At 61.4% G+C, this 22,502-nt stretch carries 19 protein-coding genes and 1 pseudogene; 16 read left to right on the top strand and 4 right to left on the bottom strand.

Features of this window, described 5'->3' with window-relative positions; all coding sequences use genetic code 11:
* The first annotated feature begins 2 nt into the window (after positions 1-2).
* The 3 genes and pseudogenes from CJ178_RS17255 (at position 3) to CJ178_RS17250 (ending at position 2,512) form a co-directional block, all read left to right on the top strand.
* A complete protein-coding gene (locus CJ178_RS17255) occupies positions 3-1,931 on the top strand; it encodes an SEC-C domain-containing protein (protein ID WP_245005841.1) in 1,929 nt (642 codons plus the stop codon).
* A 58-nt stretch (positions 1,932-1,989) separates the two neighbouring features.
* On the top strand, positions 1,990-2,124 hold the full coding sequence (locus CJ178_RS33310) for a hypothetical protein (protein WP_257013245.1): 135 nt from the start codon (positions 1,990-1,992) through the stop codon (positions 2,122-2,124).
* Positions 2,121-2,512 (top strand): annotated as a pseudogene (locus CJ178_RS17250) (type II toxin-antitoxin system death-on-curing family toxin). The gene CJ178_RS33310 and the pseudogene CJ178_RS17250 overlap by 4 nt, the downstream one beginning before the upstream one ends.
* 26 nt (positions 2,513-2,538) lie before the next feature.
* Here CJ178_RS17250 and CJ178_RS17245 read toward each other — a convergent pair.
* Positions 2,539-3,969 (bottom strand): aldehyde dehydrogenase family protein, encoded by a 1,431-nt coding sequence (locus CJ178_RS17245; protein ID WP_095887193.1) that lies wholly within the window; start codon positions 3,967-3,969, stop codon positions 2,539-2,541.
* Between the two features lie 110 nt (positions 3,970-4,079).
* Here CJ178_RS17245 and CJ178_RS17240 point away from each other — a divergent pair, with 110 nt between their 5' ends.
* From CJ178_RS17240 to CJ178_RS17230, 3 genes are all read left to right on the top strand, one after another.
* The gene (locus CJ178_RS17240; protein ID WP_095887192.1) at positions 4,080-4,877 is read left to right on the top strand and encodes an enoyl-CoA hydratase; all 798 of its coding nucleotides are present in this window, start codon (positions 4,080-4,082) and stop codon (positions 4,875-4,877) included.
* Between the two features lie 45 nt (positions 4,878-4,922).
* Entirely contained in the window at positions 4,923-6,452 is a 1,530-nt protein-coding gene (locus CJ178_RS17235; RefSeq protein ID WP_095887191.1) for an acyl-CoA synthetase, read from the top strand.
* 289 nt (positions 6,453-6,741) lie between these two features.
* Complete coding sequence (locus CJ178_RS17230; protein WP_051730400.1) at positions 6,742-7,560, top strand: crotonase/enoyl-CoA hydratase family protein; 819 nt, start codon at positions 6,742-6,744, stop codon at positions 7,558-7,560.
* A gap of 76 nt (positions 7,561-7,636) precedes the next feature.
* On the opposite strand, the gene CJ178_RS17225 is transcribed toward CJ178_RS17230, so the two are convergent.
* Positions 7,637-8,377, bottom strand: a complete 741-nt coding sequence (locus CJ178_RS17225) for a FadR/GntR family transcriptional regulator (protein WP_095887190.1) — start codon at positions 8,375-8,377, stop codon at positions 7,637-7,639.
* Between the two features lie 196 nt (positions 8,378-8,573).
* Here CJ178_RS17225 and CJ178_RS17220 point away from each other — a divergent pair, with 196 nt between their 5' ends.
* The 6 genes from CJ178_RS17220 (at position 8,574) to CJ178_RS17195 (ending at position 15,316) form a co-directional block, all read left to right on the top strand.
* Positions 8,574-10,061: a class I adenylate-forming enzyme family protein gene (locus tag CJ178_RS17220; RefSeq protein WP_033233377.1), complete on the top strand. Its 1,488-nt coding sequence runs from the start codon at positions 8,574-8,576 to the stop codon at positions 10,059-10,061.
* 36 nt (positions 10,062-10,097) lie between these two features.
* Positions 10,098-11,276 (top strand): thiolase family protein, encoded by a 1,179-nt coding sequence (locus CJ178_RS17215; RefSeq protein ID WP_095887189.1) that lies wholly within the window; start codon positions 10,098-10,100, stop codon positions 11,274-11,276.
* 61 nt (positions 11,277-11,337) lie between these two features.
* A complete protein-coding gene (locus CJ178_RS17210; RefSeq protein ID WP_033233373.1) occupies positions 11,338-12,099 on the top strand; it encodes a 3-hydroxyacyl-CoA dehydrogenase in 762 nt (253 codons plus the stop codon).
* Entirely contained in the window at positions 12,096-13,124 is a 1,029-nt protein-coding gene (locus CJ178_RS17205; protein WP_033233371.1) for an NADP-dependent oxidoreductase, read from the top strand. The genes CJ178_RS17210 and CJ178_RS17205 overlap by 4 nt, the downstream gene beginning before the upstream one ends.
* Before the next feature lie 76 nt (positions 13,125-13,200).
* Positions 13,201-13,959 carry an SDR family NAD(P)-dependent oxidoreductase gene (locus CJ178_RS17200; RefSeq protein WP_033233369.1) on the top strand — a complete coding sequence of 253 codons (759 nt, stop codon included), beginning with the start codon at positions 13,201-13,203 and terminating at the stop codon, positions 13,957-13,959.
* A gap of 64 nt (positions 13,960-14,023) precedes the next feature.
* Entirely contained in the window at positions 14,024-15,316 is a 1,293-nt protein-coding gene (locus CJ178_RS17195; RefSeq protein WP_033233366.1) for an acyl-CoA dehydrogenase family protein, read from the top strand.
* Positions 15,317-15,381: 65 nt separating this feature from the next.
* Here the strand turns inward: CJ178_RS17195 and CJ178_RS17190 are convergent, their stop codons facing one another.
* Both CJ178_RS17190 and CJ178_RS17185 read right to left on the bottom strand, forming a co-directional pair.
* Positions 15,382-16,569, bottom strand: a complete 1,188-nt coding sequence (locus CJ178_RS17190) for a thiolase C-terminal domain-containing protein (protein ID WP_033233361.1) — start codon at positions 16,567-16,569, stop codon at positions 15,382-15,384.
* A gap of 3 nt (positions 16,570-16,572) precedes the next feature.
* Entirely contained in the window at positions 16,573-17,028 is a 456-nt protein-coding gene (locus tag CJ178_RS17185) for a Zn-ribbon domain-containing OB-fold protein (protein ID WP_095887188.1), read from the bottom strand.
* A gap of 239 nt (positions 17,029-17,267) precedes the next feature.
* Here CJ178_RS17185 and CJ178_RS17180 point away from each other — a divergent pair, with 239 nt between their 5' ends.
* The 4 genes from CJ178_RS17180 to CJ178_RS17165 all read left to right on the top strand — a co-directional run bounded on the left by CJ178_RS17180 (position 17,268) and on the right by CJ178_RS17165 (position 22,496).
* A complete protein-coding gene (locus tag CJ178_RS17180; RefSeq protein ID WP_080711669.1) occupies positions 17,268-17,414 on the top strand; it encodes a hypothetical protein in 147 nt (48 codons plus the stop codon).
* Positions 17,415-17,723: 309 nt separating this feature from the next.
* On the top strand, positions 17,724-20,090 hold the full coding sequence (locus tag CJ178_RS17175) for a CaiB/BaiF CoA transferase family protein (RefSeq protein WP_095887187.1): 2,367 nt from the start codon (positions 17,724-17,726) through the stop codon (positions 20,088-20,090).
* A gap of 3 nt (positions 20,091-20,093) precedes the next feature.
* The gene (locus CJ178_RS17170) at positions 20,094-21,353 is read left to right on the top strand and encodes an acyl-CoA dehydrogenase family protein (RefSeq protein ID WP_033233359.1); all 1,260 of its coding nucleotides are present in this window, start codon (positions 20,094-20,096) and stop codon (positions 21,351-21,353) included.
* A 45-nt stretch (positions 21,354-21,398) separates the two neighbouring features.
* Positions 21,399-22,496, top strand: a complete 1,098-nt coding sequence (locus tag CJ178_RS17165) for an acyl-CoA dehydrogenase family protein (RefSeq protein ID WP_033233357.1) — start codon at positions 21,399-21,401, stop codon at positions 22,494-22,496.
* The last annotated feature ends 6 nt before the right edge of the window (positions 22,497-22,502 follow it).

Below are 22,502 nucleotides of genomic sequence, written 5' to 3'. Positions count from 1 at the left end.
AGGTGAGCGAACCTATGGACCCCAATGACTTGATCGCCGAAGCTGCGATGGAGTTGTTGCGCGAACATGGCCCCCAGACCGCTGCTGACTGGGGAAACTTGCTGGCTGACGCCGGGCATGGAACGCCGGACGACATGACGGAGTTCGTGGAGTACGTCGAGGATCCGCTGTTGGGCTATCTGACCGGGGCCCGCTACGCCGCGCTCGACACACTGTTCGAGCACCGGATACTCACGCATCGCCTCACCGACGCCGAGATCAGCTCTGGCGTTCTCGACGCAAACCCCGATCTCATGGTCTTGCGTGTTTTTCTCGACAGCTTCGATGACACCGAGGATCGGGAGATTCGCGTCGTACATCGTGGGCTCGACGACGCCGCCCTGGCCGAACGCGGAATCGACGACCCGACGTTCCCGGCTGACGAAGGTTTTCTGCTTGCCCCCGACGCATTGTCGGAATGCGCGGCAGGCGATCTGATCGGGCTGTTTGTCGCAGATCGTGAGTTGACGCTCTGTACCGTTGCCGACGTAGTCGATCCGACACCCGGTTTTGCGGACGCCCTAGCGAACATCCTCACCGATACCGGCGCTGAAACACTCGACGCGATTGTCTGGCAGTTGATGCTCGAGGAGCCGACACTGTTCCGTCAGCCCGCCGCTCCGCTGGGGGAACTGCTCGAATCGGCCGGCTATGTTCGCGACGGCGATTACGTCGCGATCGAAGGGTTCGATTTCGAGGCGTTCCATTTGGCGAACCGCGCGCGGATGCTCGAGATTCGCGACAACCTGCACCCCGACGAAGCAGCTGCGGTTATCGCGCTGGTCGATCTCGTGTCGGCTGCGCATCTCGAATTCCCGGAAGACACGTCGGAAATCGGCGACTGGGCGCGTGCGCAGATCACGGAGAACCCGCAGATCTATGTGGCCGTTGCCGAACCGCCGGCAGCTGCTGCGGCACTTGAATTGTTGTCCGAACTCGACGACCACGACGAGATCCTGCACGCGGTGGCTACGGCGCTGGCCGACAAGGGGCCGCGCCGGGTAAAGCCCGCCGCGTACTGGCTCGCAGGTAAGGCAGCAGATCGTCTCGGCAAGATCATTGTGGCCGAGGCCTACTACGAGAGCGCGCTCGATCGCGATCCAGATTGGGTGCCGGCGATTTTCGAGCTTGCGTTGCTCGCGGCGGATCGGAGCGACGCAACGCGGGCGCTTGCGTTGTTGGGTCGGATCGAAGGCGGAGAGTCGGAGATTCTGCACGACGTTCTCGCGCGCTATGCGCCGGCCGAACATCCTGAGCTGGGCCGTAATGACAAGTGCTGGTGTGGATCCGGACGCAAGTACAAGGTCTGCCATCTGGGTAAGTCGGAGATCACCTTCGACGACCGGGCAAATTGGTTGTACATCAAGGCGCAACTCTTCTCCCGCAGTCCCGAGTACTTCGATGTTGTCTTCGACCTCGCCGAGGTTCGCGCCCAGCATTGGGATGACGACGACGCGTTGACTCGTGCGCTCGAGGGTGGATTGGCTGTCGACACAGCACTTTTCGACAGCAACATCTTCGGAGTGTTTGTCGAGCGACGCGGTGAACTGCTGCCGGCCGACGAACTGGAACTGGCGCAGCAGTGGTTGCAGGTACCGCAGTCGGTGTACGAGGTTGCGTCGACGGTGCCGGGTACATCGCTGACGTTGCGCGATGTCCGAACCGATGTGGCGTACGACGTCGCCGACGAGTGGGGAAGCCTGAACCTCGAAGCTGGTTCGTTGGTCTGTGCGCGGGTGTTGCCCGCCGGCAGCGCTATGCGAACCTTCGGGGGAATCGAACCGATCGCTGCTGCCGACAAGGACGGACTGATTGCCTTGCTCGATTCGCCGGACACGGAGCCATGGCAGTTGGTCGAGTTTTTGAGCGCTCGGTTCGCTGCACTTCGGTAGCGCTTAACTGGTAACTTTGCCGCTTTCGGTGCTGGTATCAGAGCGGCATCATTCGAATATGAGCAAGCAGGAAGCCGTGATCAGGGCAATTGCTGATCGAGCGGCACGTCTGCGTCAAGATACCGAAGTTCGACGAGCTGCCCGCGCCGCCATTTCCGAGTACGGCCCGTTGCTCGACCGTCTCTCACAGTGATTCGGTATCTGACGGTCGACGATCTTTTAGTGCTTTGTGATGAGCTCGGCGGTCTGCAGGTTCGGGATGTCGGCTTGCTCGAATCAGCCGCGCATCGACCGAGTGCAACGGTCTTCGGTGACGAGGCTTATCCGGACATTCATGTCAAAGCAGCTGCGCTGCTGCAGTCCCTCGTCCGGAATCATGCATTGGTCGACGGAACAAGCGATTGTCGTGGGTTGCTGCTTTTGTCTTCTATTCGATCAACGGGCTACATCTCGATGCGCCCGAAGATGATGCGTACGACGTGGTTATCGACGCAGCGACTGGTGTCGCCGACATAGCGCAGATCGCGCCTCTACTCGGCAGTTGGGCTGCGCCCGTGCGCCTTTCCGGTCGCGGCGACTAGCGGAAAGGCGCACAGGGGCTGTGCCCCTAAGGTGTGACCTGAGCCAGCATCATCTGCTCGAAGCTGTCACCGTACGGCGGCAACATGCCCCACTCGCCGCGCGGATCATATTCTGCTGCTTCGAGAACCGTCCGTGCGTGGCTGAACTCGAGGAATCCTTCGCGGCCGTGGTAGTGGCCGATTCCGGACGCGCCGACGCCGCCGAACGGTGCGTCGGAGAGACCTGGGTGCGCCATCGCGTCGTTGATCGTGACGCCACCGGAATTGGTGCGCTCGAGCACCGATTCCTTCTCGTCGAGATCGGTGCCGAAGTAGTACAGAGCCAAGGGCTTCGGGCGCGAGTTGATATCGGCGACAACGGCATCCATCTCGTCGTAAGGCAAGATCACGACGGCCGGCCCGAAGATTTCTTCCTTCATGATCTCGGCATCGGCCGGGGGATCGACGACCATCCGCAGTGGGCGTCGACGCGTGTCGGCCGAAAGTTCTTCGTCGGGAACCGTGATGATGCGTGCCCCACGATCCGCGGCATCGGCGATGTATCCCTCGATGCGGGCGAGATGGCGGTCGTTGACGATGGAGACCATGTCGGTGTTGTCGGCAACGGTGGGGAAGAGGCCGGTGAACGAATTTGCGAACGCGGTGATGAATCGTTCGATGCCTTCACGCGGAACGTAGATCAGGTCGGGGGAGACGCAGAGCTGACCGCCGTTGGTGGACTTCGCAATAGCCAGTCGGTGTGCAGCTTCGGCGAAGTCTGCGCTCTTGCCCAGGACGCTCGGCGACTTTCCGCCCAGTTCGAGGGTGACCGGCACGAGGTTCTTCGCGGCGTTTGCCATCACCAGCTTGCCGATGGACGTGCTTCCAGTGAAGACCAGGTGGTCGAAGGGCAGTGACGTGAGATTGTCGGCCACATCGGGTCCGCCTGTGACGACGGCGATTTCGAGTGGATCGAGGGTGCGCGCCGCAGCGTCGGCCAGGACGGCAGCGGTGTGCGGCACGATTTCGGAGGGCTTCAGAACGGCACGGTTACCGGCACCGAGTGCGCAGGCGAGGGGGCTCAAGAGTGTGAAGAGGGGTGCGTTCCAGGTGCCGATGATGCCGATGGAACCCTTGGGCTGGTACGCGACGTAAGCCTTGGCGCCCAGCTGATCCTGGACGGCGCCGGTGGAGCGCGGAGAGCGAACCATCCAGTCTTCAAGGGAATCTCGGACGTGCTTGAGTGAAACCATCGATCCGAGAACGTCATTCATGACCGAGTAGGCCGGGAGGCGTCCACCGAAGTCTTCGTTCATGGCTTCGGTCAAGTCTTTGTGGTTCGCCACGAGCAGGTCGATCACCTGTTGAATGCGCCGGCGACGCTCTTCTGCAGTCGGCGCTCCCGCGGCGCGGGTGGCGTCCTGTTGCGCCTGCAGGATCTGCGCAAGGTCGGTGGTGATGATGGCGTCGGTGCTCATGGGCACTCCTCGTAGTGGCGAAGTATTAACTGAAAAGGTATCGACGCTTCGGTGCGAGCTGCCCGTTTCGTCTCGTTGACCGGGACGGATTCGATTGGTAGAGAGGACGCATGTCGAAGACGCAGATAAACGAGAGTGCGGTAGCTACATCAGTCGAAGAGTCGACGGGCATCGGATTTCTGACGCTCGATCAGCCGCAGCGGCGCAATCCGCTCTCGGCGCAGACCATGAGCGAGGTGACTGCGGGCCTTCGGGAACTCTCCGCCGATCCGCGAGTCCGCATCGTTGTCGTGCGGGCCGAGGGGCCCGTGTTTTCGGCCGGCCACGATCTCACGGAGATGATCGGCCGCACCCTCGATGACGAGCGCGCGATATTCGACGGCTGCACCGAGATGATGGAAACGGTCCAGCAGATTGCCCAGCCGGTGATCGCTGCGGTGCAGGGAGCGGCAATCGCGGCGGGATGCCAGTTGGCGGCGTCGTGTGACCTTGTCGTGGCGGCGTCGAATGCTGTCTTCGGTACTCCCGGAGTGAAAATCGGCTTGTTCTGTTCCACTCCGATGGTTGCCCTGAGCAGGGCTGTTGGCCGCAAACGGTCGATGCAAATGCTGCTGACGGGCCAAACCATCGATGCTGAGACGGCGGCTGATTGGGGTCTGGTGAACTTCGTGGTCGACCCGGCTGACCTCGACCGGGAAGTGCGCGACTTGGCTGCGAAGATCACGACCGCCAGCCCCCTGACGGTTCGGATCGGTAAGCAGGCGTTCTATCAGCAGATCGATCTGCCCCAGGCGCAGGCGTACGAAGCGATGGCCGAAACCATGGCCACAAACGCCGTGACCTGCGACGCTCAGGAAGGTATGCAGGCGTTTGTGGAGAAGCGGGCGCCGCAGTGGCAGAACAAATGAACTACACCCTTTCGGATTAGTTGGACGTCCGATAATCTATCGTTCATGAGCCTGGACCCGCGTACCAACACCATCGACGGAGTGCTTCGGCGCTCGGCAGCCAAGTACCCCGATCGGGTGGCCATTGTTTTCGAGGATCGCTCGCGCACCTATCGCGAACTCGACGAGGCGGTAACGCGGGTCGCGGCGCACCTCGTCGACCTCGGCTTGCAGCACGGCGATCGTGTGGCCGCGTACGGAACCAACTCCGACGCGTATGTCATCGGGTTCCTCGCGTGTTGCCGGGCAGGATTGGTCCATGTTCCGGTGAATTACGCGCTCAAGGGTGATGAACTGCGCTACCTGGTTGCGCAGTCCGGCGCTCGGGCCGTTCTGGTGGATCCGGCATTGCTGCCGACGTTGGACTCCGTGCGCGGCGATCTCGATATCGACCACGTTGTGCCGCTGCGTGACGACGCGAATTCAGTGGTCGCCGTCAGCACTGCCGGAGAAGTTCCACACTTCCCACCACGGGCCTCGTCAACGGATCTTGCGCAGTTGCTCTACACATCGGGAACGACGTCGAAGCCCAAGGGCGCGATGATGACTCACGCCGCTCTGGTCCACGAGTACGTGTCGTCGGTGATCGCGCTCGGGCTCGACAAGGCAGATAACCCCTTGATCTGCATGCCCATGTACCACTCTGCGGGAATGCACGTGTTCATGCTTCCGTACCTGTCCGTCGGTGCGACGGTCAACGTGATGGCGGCACCGGACATCCCGGAGATTCTGCGCCGCATCGAAGCCGACAAGATCGGCTCACTTTTCCTCGCTCCCACCGTCTGGGTGCCGCTCGCCAATCATTCCGATCTCGACACCCGGGATCTGTCGTCGCTGAAGAAAGCGCAGTACGGTGCGTCGATCATGCCGGTCACCGTGCTGAACCGTCTGCGCGAGCGCTACCCCGACATCGGTTTCTACAACTGCTTCGGACAATCCGAAATCGGCCCGCTGGCAGCAGTTCTGCAGCCGGACGAGCACGCGGATCGGCCGTCGTCGTGCGGTCGGGCAGTGTTCTTCGTGGAAACCCGTGTTGTCGACGCCGAGGGTAACGATGTTGCGGACGGTGTCTCTGGTGAGGTTCTCTACCGTTCACCGCAACTCTGCAATGGCTACTGGGAAAACCCGGAAGCAACCGCAGAAGCCTTCCGCGACGGCTGGTTCCATTCCGGCGACCTCGTGGTGCGTGACAGTGAAGGGTTCATCACCGTCGTCGACCGCATCAAAGACGTCATCAACACGGGCGGGATTCTCGTCGCATCCCGTGAAGTCGAAGACGCCGTCTACACGCATCCCGGTGTTGCCGAAGTTGCCGTCATCGGAACACCTGACGAGAAGTGGATCGAAGCGATCACCGCAATCGTTGTTCTCAAGGACGGTCAGGACGCCATGACGCCGGAGGCGTTGATCGCCTACGTGAAGGAAAAGATCGCTCCGTTCAAGGTGCCCAAGCACATTCGATTTGTGGAGGAACTTCCCCGGAATCAAAGTGGGAAGCTGTTGAAGCGGGAACTGCGCACAGTCGTAAGTCCCTGACCGCCTCCGTCAAAGAAGGTGTGGCCGTCTCTATCTCGTCCAACTCGGGCGTGATGATGTTGGTATGTCCTGATAGGCTCATGCGCAGCCGAGCGGGCCCGAACCGATGCCCCAACCGGGCGTGAAGACCTCCGGTAATTGAACCGGTTGGGGGACATGGGAATAGTCGGGCCCTAAAAGGCAGGTCGGAATCATCCGGCCTGCCTTGTGGCGATTCTCCCAGCACCGCGCGACGGGCACAGCCCCGGTCGCCTCCGGCTGACGCATCCCGACGGATAGGAACATTCCCATGTGCAGCAATCACATCGAGCCCACTACGTCCGAAGAAGCCGACGCACTTGTCGAGCGTCGAGGTCACGTACTTCTCATCACTATCAACCGACCGGCCGCGCGTAACGCGATCAATGCGGCGGTCAGCGCAATTGTCGGCGGAGCCCTCGTGGAAGCGGAGAACGATCCCGAGATCCGGGTTGTCGTGCTCACCGGGTCTGGTGACAAATCATTCTGTGCCGGAGCGGATCTCAAGGCTATCGCGCGCGGTGAGAGCGTTCATGCTCCCGGCAACGAGCACTGGGGATTTGCGGGATTCGTCAAGAATTTCATCAGCAAGCCGGTTATCGCCGCTGTGAACGGCGCTGCGCTGGGCGGTGGAACGGAGTTGGCGCTCACCGCCGACTTGATTGTGGCAGCCGAGAGTTCGACATTCGGGTTGCCGGAAGTCAAGCGGGGCTTGATCGCTGGTGCAGGTGGCATGTTCCGGTTGCCCGCGCAGATTCCCCACCGCCTGGCAATGGAGATGATGTTCACCGGCGATCCGATTTCGTCGGCGAAGGCGCTCGAATGTGGCCTGATCAACCAGATAGCTGCTGACGGTTCTGTCGTGGAGACCGCGCTTGCCTTGGCGCAACGTATCGCCGTGAACGCGCCACTTTCCGTGCAAGCGAGCAAGCGTGTTGCCTACGGTGTGGTCGGTGGCGAACGTGTCGACGAGGCGCAGATGTGGGAAATGTCGAACGCTGAATGGCACTCCGTACTGAGCAGCGAAGATGCCAAGGAAGGGCCCATTGCCTTCGCGGAGAAACGTTCTCCGGTCTGGAAGGCCTGCTGAACCCAGCAAGAAACACGAATGCCTTCGGAAGAGGTACACCTCTTTCGAAGGCACTCGTGTTTCTGTGGCTGCCCCGTCAGGCGAGCTTGTTCCACTGAATCGGGGAGTCGAGCACGTCCTTGAACTTGAACTCGGTGTACTTGGCGTGTGCCTGGATGTGGGCGTTCATCAGTTCTTGGGCGGCTTCCGAGTTGCGGGCGGCGATGGCGTCGTAGATGTCTTCGTGGATTCTGCAGCTGGCAAGTCGATGCGTCTCCGGGTACTCGATTCCCATGGCTGTTCCATCGAGGATGCCGAGGAGTGCGTTGATCAGATGAGCAAAGAGTTGATTTCCGGAGCCCCTGGCGACGATGTCGTGAAACCGCTCGATCTCGTCGTGGAAGATCTGCAGATCGTTCACATTCAGCCGCGCATTGTCGACGTTGTTTTTCAGCTCGGCGATTTCCGCGTCACTCATCCGGTCTGCGGCCAGCCGGGCCATCATCGGTTCGAGTGCGGTGCGAGCTTCGACGATGGCACGAAACGGTGCGTTCTCGAACTGAAGGAGCAGTGTGAGGGCAGTGGCCAGGACGCTGCTGTCGGGATGCTGCACTACCGGACCGCCGCCCGGACCCGGTTTCAGTGAGATCACGCCCTGTAGTTCGAGGAATCTCAGGGATTCGCGTAGTACGCCCCTGCCGACGCCGTACTGCTCGAGCATGAGGTGCTCAGGGGGGAGCCGGTCGCCGATTCTGTTCCCACCACGGGCGATGTCGGAGACGATGCGCTGGGCGACGAGTAGTGCGGTTTTCTTCGGACGTAGCGACGTCTGTGCCATTGCAAAAGCCTCTTTTGTTGAGTGCGGCCGGGCTCGTGCAAACGTCGCGAACCCCTATTGATGTATACCATTGTCATGATCCGCTTCACAACGGGTAAATCTCTTGTTATGGTTCGTATGAAAACGCTGTGCAGGGTGGTCGTGGGACCGCTCGAAGCGTGACTGTCGATAAATCAGTGACTACCGAGTGGGTGCAATGGGTATCGAAATGGCTCTGGATATGGCGACATCGGTGTATCCGGACAGGCTGGCGGTCGGGCGACGCAGCGACGGCATGACCTACCGGCAGCTCAGTGACGCAGCTGCAGGCGGTGTCACAGTGCTCCGGGAGCTGGGCGCACGTGACCTGGTCTTTGTCGGCGTCAACAGTGCGGCGCTGCCGCTGCTGGTCTTCTCGGCCGCGAGGGCGGGGGTGCGCTTTGCTCCGTTGAATTATCGCCTCGCCACCGATCAGCTGATCGAACTCATTGCGCAACTGGATGATCCGATTGTCGTGGCAGATGCGGCGTTCCGAGACAATCTCGCCGGTGCCGCTCCTATTGTGCTGACCACCGACGAGTTCACGGCTCGGGCCAGAGCAGCTCCGGCAACCGAGACGGTACCGGCGGCGGACGACGAGACGGCGATCGTTCTGTTCACCAGTGGTACAACGTCCGCCCCCAAAGGTGTGCTGCTACGGCACCAACATCTGTTGTCCTACCTGCTCAATACTGTCGAGTTCGGTTCTGCCGGTGAGGAACAGGCGACGCTGGTCAGTACCCCGCCGTATCACATCGCCGGCATGGGAGCGGTGCTCAGCAACGTCTATTCCGCGCGACGGATGGTTCACCTACCTGATTTCACGCCGCGGTCCTGGCTAGATCTGGTGCGCGAGGAATCGATCACCAGCGCTATGGTCGTGCCGACAATGCTGGCCCGCGTCGTGCAGCACCTCGACGGCGCCCCGGCTGAAACTCCGGCACTCGAATCACTGGCCTACGGCGGTGCGCGGATGCCGCAGCCGGTCCTTGAGAACGCGCTTGCAGCCTTCCCACAGACCGGCTTTGTCAACGCCTACGGTCTGACCGAAACCAGTTCCACCATCGCGGTTCTCGGCCCGGAGGACCATCGTGAGGCGCTGGCTGATCCGGCTTTGCGCAGCAGATTGGGTTCTGTCGGACGCATCGTGCCCGGTATGGAGGTCGAGATTCGCGACGAAGCCGATAACGTGTTGGGTGACGGCGAGACCGGTCTGCTGTGGGTGCGCGGTGCCCAGGTCAGCGGCGAATACATGGGCAAGGGCTCTGCACTCGACGGACAGGGATGGTTCCCGACTCGGGACCAAGCCCGTGTGGAGGGTGAGTTCCTCTATATCGGAGGCCGTGCCGACGACACCATCATCCGCGGCGGTGAGAACATTGCACCGGCTGAGATCGAAGACGTGCTGGTTCACCATCCGTCGGTTCAGGAAACCGCTGTCATCGGTATGCCCGATGACGAATGGGGCGAGCGGATCTGTGCGGTGATTGTCTTGAAGGGCAACGACACTCCCGATCCCGAGGCAATCCGTGACTGGTGCCGCGCTCGCCTGCGTGGATCGCGCACTCCCGACGAAGTCGTCTTCGTCGACGAGCTGCCCAAGACCGCGACCGGCAAGCTTGTCCGTCGTGATCTGGCAGCCCAGATCACGACTCCTCATCTCTGACACCCCGCCATACTCTCTTTCCATTCTGGAGGCTCCATGCGTAACGCCGTGATCGTCGATATCGTCCGTACCCCTTCGGGTCGCGGCAAGCCCGGTGGAGCGCTGTCCGGATTGCATCCGGTGGATCTGCTGGCCAGCACGCTGCGTTCGCTCGTCGTACGCAACGACTTCGATCCCGCACTGATCGACGATGTGATCGGTGGTTGTGTCAGCCAGGCATCGGAGCAGGCGGGCAATCTCACCCGTAACGCTGTCTTCGGCGCCGGGCTTCCGGAATCGGTGCCGGCAACCACCGTCACGCGGGCTTGCGGTTCCAGCCAGCAGGCTGTGCACTTCGCCGCTCAGGGCGTCATGTCCGGGGCTTACGACGTCGCAGTGGCGTGTGGCGTCGAGTCGATGAGTCGAATCCCGATGGGCACAGCCTCGATGGGCAAGGATCTGCAGGGAGGCGCGGTCACCGCCCGATACCCGGAAGGTTTTGTCAATCAGGGTATTTCGGCTGAACTGGTGGCCCGCAAGTGGGGCTTGACCCGTGACGATGTCGACCAATACGCACTGCTGTCGCATCAGCGTGCCGCTGCTGCCGCTGCTGCCGGCGACTATGCCAACGAGATTGTTGCCGTCGCGGTCGACGGAGTCCACCGCGACACCGATGAGACAGTCCGCCCCACCACCACGATGGAAAGTCTCGGCAAGCTCAACCCGTCGTTCCGTACCGACGAGGCGAATACCCGCTTCGGAGAACTCGATTGGATGATCACTCCGGGTAACTCCTCGCCGCTCACCGACGCGGCTGCAGCGACCCTGATCATGTCCGAAGAAAAGGCCGTGGAACTCGGTTTGACGCCACGCGCGCGGTTCGTGGATTTTGCGGTGGCCGGCGATGACCCGCTGTTCATGCTGACAGCGCCGATTCCGGCCACCACCAAGGTGCTGGCGCGCGCCGGCCTGTCCGTTGCCGACATCGACGCATTCGAGGTCAACGAGGCCTTCGCGTCGGTTCCGCTGGCCTGGGCCCGCGAACTCGATGTGGATCTGGCCAAGGTCAACCCCGTCGGCGGTGCCATTTCCCTCGGTCACGCGATTGGCGCCTCGGGAGTTCGGTTGCTCGCCACGATGGTGAACCATCTCGAGCGCAGCGGTGGTCGCTACGGACTTCAGACCATGTGTGAACACGGCGGTATGGCAAACGCTCTCGTCATCGAGCGGATCTGATCTGCACCCCGCGTTCGACCAATCTCGTCTACACAATTTGCAACGGTGAGGAATTCACATCATGAAGGTCAATGACAAGGTCGCTCTCGTCACGGGCGGCGCCTCGGGTTTGGGGCTCGCCACAGCACGAGCACTGCTGGATCAGGGTGCCAAGGTTGTCCTGCTCGACCTGCCGACCTCGAATGGTGCGGCGGTCGCTGAGGAACTGGGTGAGCGCGCTCGATTCGCGGCTGCCGACGTCACCGACGAGGTTGCCGTCGCGGCCGCTCTCGATATCGCGGATTCCTTCGGTGAGCTTCGGGTGGCGGTCAACTGCGCAGGCACCGGTCGTTCGTTGCGAGTTGTCGGACGTCAGGGTGTTTTCCCGATGGACGTCTTCACCCGCGTCGTCTCGATCAACCTGTTCGGAACGTTCAATGTGACACGCCTGGCAGCAGAACGTATGGTGCGCAACGATGTCGAGGGCGAAGAGCGCGGGGTCATCATCAATACTGCATCGGTCGCCGCATTCGACGGTCAGATCGGTCAGGCAGCCTACTCGGCGTCCAAGGCCGCCGTCGCAGGCATGACTCTCCCATTGGCGCGCGATCTGGCGTCGCACGCAATTCGCGTCGTCTCCATCGCTCCTGGTCTGTTCGACACGCCGTTGCTCGCCGGTTTGAGCGACGAGGCAAAAGCATCGTTGGGCGCGCAGGTGCCACACCCGAGTCGGTTGGGCGCACCTGACGAGTTCGGTTCGCTCGCCGCGCATATCGTGTCGAATCCGATGCTCAACGGTGAAGTCATTCGGTTGGATGGAGGCATTCGGATGGCGCCGCGGTGACCGCGGCCGGACCTGTGCTCAGTCGGGAATGGCGACTGGTGCGATACCTGCACGGTCAGCCGAACGACACTGACGTCGAGCTGGTTTCAGCGGAGGTCGGCGAGCCGGGTCCTGGTTTCGTTCGAGTCGAGAACGACGTCATGTCGGTGGAGCCGTACATGCGAGGCCGAATGGCGCAGCGATCGACGTACGCGGAACCGTACGCTCTTGGTGAGGCAATGCGGGCTCCCACCGTTGGGCGGGTAACCGCGTCGTCCTCGGATGCGATTGCGGTCGGAGCGATGGTGGTTCACGACTACGGTTGGAGAGAACAGTCGCTGGTGCCGGAAGGCGAGTGCACTGTTGTCGATGCCGGCAGCGGGATTTCCTCCCACCATCTCGGGCCGCTCGGGATTCCGGGCATGACGGCTTGGGTGGGTGCACGGCGGATCGCTCAGTTGAAGTCCGGTGATGTCGTCTTCGTTTCCTCTGCGGCGGGAGCTGTCGGATCGACGGTCGTGCAGATCGCAAAAGCTTTGGGCTGCACAGTGATCGGTAGTGCCGGATCTGCAGACAAGGCAGCGCTGGTTCGCGAACTCGGCGCCGACGCCGTGTTCGACTACCGCAGCGGGTCCGTCAGTGGTCTCTTGCGCGGTGCACTGGCCGATCTGGGTGCGCCTGGATTGGACGTCTACTTCGACAACGTGGGTGGGGATCACCTCGAAGCAGCGATTCGGGTGCTCAACGATCATGCACGCGTGACATTGTGCGGGATGATCAGCATTTACAATTCGGCGACTCCGCAGCCCGGCCCCAGTAATCTGATCAAGCTTGTATGGCGTCGTGCGCGGATGGAAGGATTCTTGCTGCGAGATCATCTTGATGCGCGGCCTGAATTCGAGGAAGAGATGCGCGACTGGCTCAGATCCGGTGCCGTTCGGCCGGTGGAGACCGCAGTGCCGGGCGGTATCGCCGGTGCGTGGGCCGGCTTCATGGGAATGCTCGACGGCGCCGGAACCGGTAAGACCGTCGTTCCACTGCGCTGACGCCATAGCAATCCAACCAAAGACAACTGCAGTAATCACAGTGCAAGATGGATCTTGCCAAGGAGAGGACCCTGACATGTCGGACCTTCAGCTCGAGGGCAAAGTTGCCGTGGTGACCGGTGGAAGCCGTGGACTGGGACGCGAAATGGTCCTGGGTTTTGCCGCAGCCGGGGCAGACGTGATGATCGTCAGCCGAAAGCTCGACAGCTGTGAGGAATTGGCGACGCAGGTTCGTGAGACCACCGGTCGCCGTGCGGTCGCTTTTTCGTGCCATATGGGTGACTGGGCGGCGCAGGACGGATTGGTGGAGCGCGCGTACGAAGAATTCGGCAAGGTCGACATCCTCGTCAACAATGCCGGCATGTCGCCGCTGTACTCGAGCCTCGACGAGATCTCGGAAGATCTGTACGACAAGGTGATGGCCGTGAACCTCAAGGGGCCGTTCCGATTGACCGCGCTGGTCGGAAAGCGGATGGCCGAAGGTGATGGCGGCTCGATCATCAACATCAGCAGTATTGCCGCTGAGCGCCCCACTCCAGGTGACCTGCCCTACGCTGCAGCGAAGAGTGGGTTGAACATTCTCACCAAGGGATTTGCACAAGCCTACGGGCCGAAGGTTCGTGTCAACGCGATCATGGCGGGCCCGTTCCTGACGGACATCAGCAAGGCGTGGGACATGGACCAGGTGGCTGAGCGCATGCAGGCATACCCGTTGCGCCGCCCCGGAAATCCTGACGAAATTGTCGGTGCTGCGCTGTACCTGGCCGGCGACGCGTCGAGTTACACCACCGGCGCATTGCTGCCGGTGGACGGCGGGCGTATCGCCAAGGCTTAGTTCGAAGCACCAGGTTCACGGTGCGTCGGCGCCGAAACCACACACTTCCACGAAAGGAATAGCGATGTCTTGGGGTTTTGAAACCGACCCGGAATACCAGAAGGTTCTGGATTGGGCCGAAGAGTTCGTTCGCGAAGAAGTAGAGCCGGTCGACAGGGTCATCACGCACGCCTGGGACATGTCGGATCCGCTGCGTAACAAGCTGATCAAGCCGCTGCAGCAGAAGGTTCGCGAAAAGGGCTTGTGGGCGACGCATCTCGGTGCGGAGCTCGGTGGGCAGGGCTACGGGCAGCTCAAGCTCGGTTTGCTCAACGAGATCATCGGTCGCACGCACAGTGGTCCCGTGGTCTTCGGTTGTCAGGCACCGGATTCGGGTAACACCGAGATCCTGGCGCACTACGGCACTCCGGAAATCAAGAAGCGCTATCTCGAGCCGCTTGTCTCCAACGAGATCGTGTCCTGCTACGCGATGACGGAGCCGCAGGGCGGCTCGAACCCGGTGGAGTTCGAGACCACCGCAGTTCTTGACGGTGACGAGTGGGTCATCAACGGAGAGAAGTGGTTCGGATCCAACGCACGATTTGCATCGTTCTACATCGTCATGGCGGTGACGGACCCGGAAGCGGAACCCCACCGGCGACTGTCGCAGTTCATCGTTCCGGCTGAAACCCCCGGACTCTCGATCGTCCGCAACACCGGCGTCTGGGGTCACGACTACGAGGTCGGCACGCACGCGTACACCCGCTGGGAGAATGTGCGAATTCCCAAGGACCACATCCTCGGTGGGGTTGGCCAGGGCTTCGAGGTAGCGCAGACGCGACTCGGCGGTGGCCGCATCCACCACGCGATGCGCACCGTCGGACTGGTGAAGGCCTCACTCGACATGATGCTCGAACGCGCGGTCTCTCGGACCACGCGCGGTAGTCGTCTGGGTGACAAGCAGTTGGTCCAGGAAATGATTGCGGACTCCTGGATCCAGATCGAGCAGTTCCGTTTGTTCGTGCTGCGTACGGCGTGGAAGATCGATCAGGAGAACGACTACCGCAAGGTGATCAAGGACATCGCCGCGGTCAAGGCTGCGATGCCGAAGGTGCTTCTCGACGTCACCTCGCGTGCCGTCCAGCTGCACGGTTCGCTTGGCGTCTCCAAGGAACTTCCGTTGGGCAAGTGGCTGATCGAGAGCTACCACATGGGGCTGGCCGACGGCGCTACCGAGATTCACAAGATCGCCGTGGCGCGGCAGTTGCTGCGTGGGGTCGAGCCGGCGGAGGGTCTGTTCCCGAGCTATCACATCCCGGCGCTCGAGGAGAAGGCTCGCGCGAAGTTCGATCTGACGGACAGCGCGTACGACGCTTAGTCTGAATAGCCCCGGGAGGTGTTCTCCGACAGTTATTGCCGGAGAACACCTCCCGAGTTCTTTGTTCAGCTTTCTCGACTGATGACAAATGCGGTGGAGCCGGCAAGGCCGTTCGAGACCGTCACGATCGAGCGCGAGGCCCCCGGCACCTGTCGCTCGCCGCCGCGGTCGGTGACCTGATATGCCGCCTCTGTCAGCTGTGTCATGCCGTGCAGTCGCCCTTCGGCGAGGCAGCCGCCGCCGGTGTTCACCGGCAGAGTGCCGTCAAGGCGGGCGTTTCCGTCGTCGATGAAGCGAAGAGCCTCGCCGGAAGGAACCAGCCCCAGACCCTCGAGCCACGTATGGGTGAAGACGCTGAAACCGTCGTAGAGCTGTGCCACATCGATGTCGGTAGCTGTCAACCCTGTTGATGCCCAGAGCCGTTCACCGGTCTGTGCGCACCCGGCGAGGATATCTTCCAGGTTCATCGGCACGCCGGTAGCGCCAACGTGCGTGCCGGCAGCGTAGCCACTCACCAGGGCCGGTGGATTCTTCAGATCTCGGGCCCGGTCTGCGCGGGTGAGAACCATCGCGACCGCTCCGTCAACCGGAATGTCGCAGTCCAGCATCGTGATCGGATCGGCGATCATGCGAGAGGACAGGTACTGCTCGTGTGTCAGTGTCTTGTCGCGGAAGAACGCGTGGGGGTTCTTGTGCGCGTTGGCACGATTGTCCACCGCGAAGTTCGCCAGACTCTCCCGTGACCCGCCCCGCAGATCGAGGAAACGGCGAAATACGGTTGATGCCCAAGCCGCCGGCATCGAGAATCCGTATGGCGCAAAATACTGATCGCGCCCGGACGCGTATGCGCTGGTGAAATTCGAGTAGCGGCCGACCGGCATGTGGAGTGCTCGATAGAGAATGACGTGCGAGCACGCACCTGCTGCCAGGGCGTTGACAGCGTCGATAGCGGCATGCGTGACCATCGGGGTGGTATTGCCCATCCACGTCAACTGGTCCTGGATATGCAGTGCCTGGCCGAGGAATCCTGGCGTTACGACGTCAATGCCGTCGACAGTGCCCTTGTCGCCGCCGTAGACGGGCATCGTCGGCGTGGTTGCCAGTCCGTCGATGTCCTTACGAGTCAGTCCGGCGTCGGCGATGGCAGTGTCGACCGCTTCGAGAGTCAACGATGCCAGTGTGCGAGGGGACCGGCGGGTGAGCTCGGTGTATCCGATTCCGGCGATGGCGACCTTGTCGCGTAGCTCCCACATCGGTCAGACTCCGATCGCGTCGACGTGTGCCGGACGGAACTGTGGCAGTTCGCAATCCGGGGTGAGGTTCTCGAATGTCACTTCCATCGGCATCCCGATTTTCACGGAGTCGATTGGCGTATCGAGAATATTGGCGATCATGAACAGTCGGTCTTGTTCTTCGAGCTCGATCACGCCGACGATGTACGGCAGCATGTTCGCGAATGCCGGAGCCGGGGCGTCGTGAATGACGGCGAAGGAGTACAGCGTTCCGCGCCCGGAAACATTCTGATAGCGCAGGTCTGTGTTGTCGCATCCCGGGCAGGTTCCGACAGGCGTGTGAATCAGCAGTTCACATGCCGGGCAGTGCTGGATTGCGAGGCGATGTTCACGCGCAGCAGCCCAGTATCCGGCTGAGTTCTCATCGGCTCGGGGGATCGGCTTGCCGGCGACGTGGCCGGCAGCTTCGGATTCGGTCATTGGTTGCTTCTCATTCTTCGGTGGTCTTGTCTCGGTCAGCTCGGAGCCCTAGTATCGACTCTAATCCAAATAATGATAATCATGAATAGTGTCGAGAATGCGGATGTGCCCCCTGTATGCAGCGCGCATCTTCCGCTTGCGATATTTACGGTTGCCGAAAGTCTATGATCATGATTATAGTGAAATAGGTTACAGTGGGTTCGGGTTGAGTCCGCGGGTGTTACGACAAGGAGTGCGAGATGAGTTCTGATTCCGAGGGAACGAAGGCCGGTAACGGCAACCGACTGCGCTGCAATGTCTGCGGGTCCGAGGCGATCGTGACGAAGGCCGGCGGCTCGGCGCTGAGCTGCTGCGCTCAGCCGGTCGAAATCACTTTCGGCGCATAGCAAACCGCCAATCACAGCATTCCGGTCTGCCGTAATGCGTCAGCAAGAAGGGGCATGTACATGAACGAGGTTGGTAAGCGCTACACATGCGCAACGTGCGAGACGCAGATCATCTGCGTCAAGAAGGGTGACGGGCAGTTCACCTGCCACGGAGTTCCAATGGAGCTCGTGACGGCTAAGCCGCTTCCATCGTCCGACTGAACCGATAAGGCTCTCAATCGGTTTCGCTCGAAAATAACAACATTTGGCCGGTCGCCGGCCGGCAGGTAAATGCTGCGCGTATCGCGCATGAGATAAGGAGACGGTGCAATGGTCGGTCCACTTGACGGACTTGTTGTCGTTGATGCGAGCTGGGGTATGCCGTCTGCTATCTCCAGCATGATGCTCGCCGACTACGGAGCGCGGGTCATCAAACTGGAGCGTCCCGGCGGTGGCCACGACGCTCATTCTGCGATGCGTAAGTCACTCGATCGTGGAAAGTGGAGCGTTCAGGCCGATCTGCGTACTGATGAGGGACGCCGCATCGCCGAGCAGTTGCTCTCCACTGCAGATGTTTTCATCGAGTCGTTCGGTACGGGACGTGCGAAGGACTTCGGGCTCGACTACGAGGCAGTTCACGCTCGTCATCCCGAATTGGTCTACGCCTCGGTTACCGGTTACGGCAACGAAGGACCGCTCGCCGCACGCCCCGGCTACGAAGCGCTCCTCAATGCGCGTTTGGGTCAGATGGCAGAGCAGGGTGGCCACCGATCCGGTCCGATCTTCATGGGCCACCCGACGGTGTCGTACGGCACCGCTTTCATCACCACGATCGGTATTCTCTCGGCGCTGCGTGCCCGAAAGCTCAACGGCACCGGCCAGAAGGTCGACACCTCCCTGCTCGACGGAATGCTGGCTATCTCGTCGATGAATTGGTGGTGGAACGAGAAGGACATTTCGTACCTGGCGCGCAGTGGTACGCAGACCGGATTCGGTAACAAGCGCCTGATCACCGATCCCTTCCAATGCGCCGACGGTAAATGGCTGACCCCGCACACCGGCGGTCCCGGGTCGTACAAGCGCATGATGGACCTCCTCGGTTTCGGTGACCAGACGCAGACCATCGACGGTCCCGAGATGTCGGTGCCGCTCAACGACATCGAACTCGACATCGCGCGCAACAAGGTTCCCGAGGCATTCAAGTCGCGTAACCGCGACGAGTGGCTCGAGATGTTCCATGCCGCCGACATTGCAGCGCTGCCGCTCTTGCATCCGGAAGAGACCTTCGAAGACGACCAGGTGAAGTTCGCCGAAATCGCGATCGACCTGCCAGACGATGACCACGGAACGATCCGGCAGATCGGACCGGTCATTCGTTTCGAGAAGTCGAAGCCAGCTGTGCCGACTGCTGCGCCGCGTCCCGGTGCGCACGACACCCGCATCGACGAAATCGAGCGCTCGCCGATCTGGGCACCCGCGCCTACTGAAGGCTCCGCTGTGACGGCGCCGCTTCAGGGCGTCAAGATTCTCGACTTCAGCTCCTACTTTGCCACCGGCTTCGGGGCGCGTCTGCTCTCTGATCTGGGCGCAGATGTCATCAAGATCGAGCCGCTCGTCGGTGATCAGATGCGTCCGCTCGGCGACCTTTTCGAAGGTGCAAACCGTGGAAAGCGCAATATCGCCTTGGACATGCGCACCAAGGAGGGCCAGGAAATTGCCCACCGGTTGGTCGCCGAAGCCGACGTCGTGCTGCAGAACTACCGTCCGGGTAAAGCCGAGAAGATCGGTCTCGGATACGAACAGCTCAAGACAATCAATCCGAACCTTCTGTACGCATACCTGCCCGGATTCGGCTCGGCTGGTCCGAAGTCGTCGCTGAAGTCCTTCGCGCCGTTGGTCTCCGGACTGGTCGGACTCAACTTCGAGGGCTCCGGCAAAGGCAATCCGCCGATTCGTCGGGTCATCGGTAACGAGGATCTCTACAACGGTTTCCTCGGAGCCGTCACGGTTCTGCTCGGACTGCACCACCGCCTCAACACCGGTGAAGCACAGTACGTGGAGAGTCCGCAGTTGCATTCCAGTCTGTTTGTGATCAGCGAACACTCGGCCGATCTCGACGGCCATGCGATCCCGGCACACGAACTCGATTCCGAGCAGAACGGCTGGTCCCCGCTCTACCGCCTGTACAAGACGTCGGACGGGTGGATCTGCATCGCTGTCTTCGGCGACGCGGCATTCGGTCGTCTGGCGGTTGCACTCAATGCGGTAGACCTCGTGACAGACGAGCGTTTTGCCACCAAAGCGGCCCGCGTCGAGAATGCTGATGCGCTCGCGGACATCTTGGGCACCGCATTTGCTGCACTCGACAGCGCCGGCGCATTCAAGTTGCTCGACGACAACAAGGTGCCTGCGGAGATCCCACTCGACTACCCGATCATGCCTGAATTGCTGTGGGAGGAATGGGCGCTCGACTCCTCGCGTGTCGTCGAGCATCACCACCCCGAGTACGGCTGGTCGCGCGAAGTCGGCATGGTGATCCATCTGTCCGATACGCCTGGCCGGTTCAAGGGTGGAAGCCCGCAGCTCGGTCAGCACTCAGCGGAGATCCTTGCCGAGCTGGGCTACAGCGCCGGTGAGGTCGACTCATTCATGGCAACTGTGTGCAAGCTGCCCACGGTCGCGGTAAAGGAATCCTGACCTATGGACATCACATACCCGGCGGAGGCCGAGCAGTACCGCTCGGCGATCCGGGCTCTGCTCGAATCGAACCTTCCGGAAGACTGGCGTGGCATCGGCTCGCTACCGGACGGCGAGCAGGTCGAGTTCTTGAAGGTGTGGCGAAAAGTACTCTCGCAAAACAACTTGCTTGCCGTCTCGTGGCCGAAGGAATTCGGCGGCGGCGGCCTGTCCGATCTCGAGCAGGTTGTCCTCAACGAGGAATTGATGCGACTCGGAGTGCCGGAAGGCACCGAGAACGACTCCCTCGGCTTGAAGCTGCTCGGAAATACGATCACAGTGCTGGGCACGGACGAGCAGAAGGACTACTTCCTTCCGCGCATGCTCTCCGGTGAGCACGTCTGGTGCCAGGGTTATTCGGAGCCGGAAGCCGGCTCCGACCTGGCAGGCATGCGAACTCGGGCAGTGCTCGACGGCGACGAATGGGTCATCAACGGCCAGAAGACGTGGACGTCGGCCGGCAGCCACGCCAACTGGATTTTTGCGATCGTTCGGACAGACCCGACTGCCGTCAAGCATCGGGGTCTGTCCTTCCTGCTGGTGCCGATGGATCAGCCGGGAGTCGAGGTCCGGCCCATCGTCAATGCCGCCGGCTACGTTGCCTTCAACGAGGTGTTCTTCACCGACGCGCGGACCGCGAAGGCCAACGTGCTCGGCGAAGTCAACGGTGGGTGGACCACTGCCAACATGCTGCTTGGATTCGAGCGGGGAGTGCGGGCAACCACCGACGCCGTTCGATTCGGGCGCGAGGTCGAGCGAATGATCGAATTGGCCCGTGAGCGTGGACTTTCCGACGACCCGCACATTCGCAGCGAGCTGGCGTGGTGCTGGTCTCGCGTGCAGACGATGAGGTTCCGCGGATATCGGGCGTTGACGAAGCTGCTCAGCGGCGGTGTCCCCGGCGTCGACGGATCTTTCAGCAAGGTGATCTGGAGCGAGTTCTTCCAGCGGTACACCGAACTGGGGATGGAGATCCTCGGACTGGAAGCACTGGCGCCGACGGGTCAGGGCAACGGCGGCATTCTGGTCACCCCACAACCTGGCACCGAGAACTCGTCGAACTGCTGGACCGATATCGCTCTGTATGCAAGGGCCGCAACGATTTACGGCGGCAGTTCACAGGTGCAGCGCAACATCATCGGTGAACAGCTACTCGGACTACCCAAGGAGCCCCGCCTCGACGGTGGTCCATTCCAGGACATCGGGCGACGCAAGAGCGCCTGATCGCAAACGCTTTCGCCGCTCGTGCGGCAGAACGGAAGAGCAATCGTGTACTTCGCATTCGACGAGGATCAGGAAGAGTTCCGCGCTTCGCTGCGCCGACTCCTTTCCGAACGTGCACCTATGGACAAGGTCCGCGATATCGCCACCGACGGCGATTACGACGTCGAAACCTGGCAGTTGTTGGCCTCCAACATGGGTGTGCCTGGCCTGCATATCGCCGAGCAGTTCGGCGGTGGCGGCTTCAGTTTCCTTGAAACCGCGATCGTGGCACAGGAATTGGGGCGCGCTCTGACCCCGGTTCCGATGATTACGACGACCGGCGCGATCGAGGCGATCCTGCGACTGGGAAATGACGCCCAGAAACAGGAACTTCTGCCGAAGCTGTTGGACGGCAGCGTTATCGGTTCACTTGCCCTTGTCGGCGCCAAGGACACTGAAGTGGACGGGTCGCCGGTGCGTGCAACGGGAGACGAACCGAAGCTGACAGGGCGACTCGACTACGTCGCGTTCGGCCACGTCGCAGATCTCCTGGTGGTTCCGGCAGTGACCCCGGACGGTAGTGCGGTGGCGCTGTATGTGGTGGAGGCGAATTCAGCCGGTGTGACTGTGACGAAACGGGACTCGCTTGATCTCACTCGCCCGGTCGCAACCGTCGAACTGAGCGATGCCCCGGCGCAGCTGCTCGGATCGGACGTCACATCGCTCGGGCGGGTGGTCGGTATCGTGCGCACGCTCCTCGCCAACGAAGCGCTCGGTGCTGCGGAAGCAGCGCTGAACATGGCAGTCGAGTATGCAAAGCAGCGCGTCCAGTTCAATCGCGTCATCGGTTCGTTCCAGGCGATCAAGCACAAATGTGCGGACATGGCGATCTCGGTTGACGCGGCTCAGGCCACGGTCATGTACGCGTCGATGTGTGCTGAGCACGGCAGTGACGAGTTCGTCCAGGCGGCGATCATGGCAAAGGGACAGGCCTCCGAGTGCCTGACATTGTGTGCGAGTACGAATATCCAGGTTCATGGTGGTATCGGCTTTACCTGGGAAGCGGATCCGCACCTGTTCTTCCGGCGAGCCAAGGCAGTCGAACCGATCTTCGGCAACAGCAATCATCATCGTGCCGAATTGGCCGACTTGGTTGGAATCTGATCTGAC

Origin of the sequence: Rhodococcus sp. ACPA4 (assembly GCF_002300185.1) — a bacterium.
In the GTDB taxonomy this organism is placed as follows: Bacteria; Actinomycetota; Actinomycetes; order Mycobacteriales; family Mycobacteriaceae; genus Rhodococcus_F; species Rhodococcus_F globerula.
The sequence above is the reverse complement of the archived record's forward strand: the minus strand, read 5'-3'. Positions and strand labels throughout refer to the sequence as shown.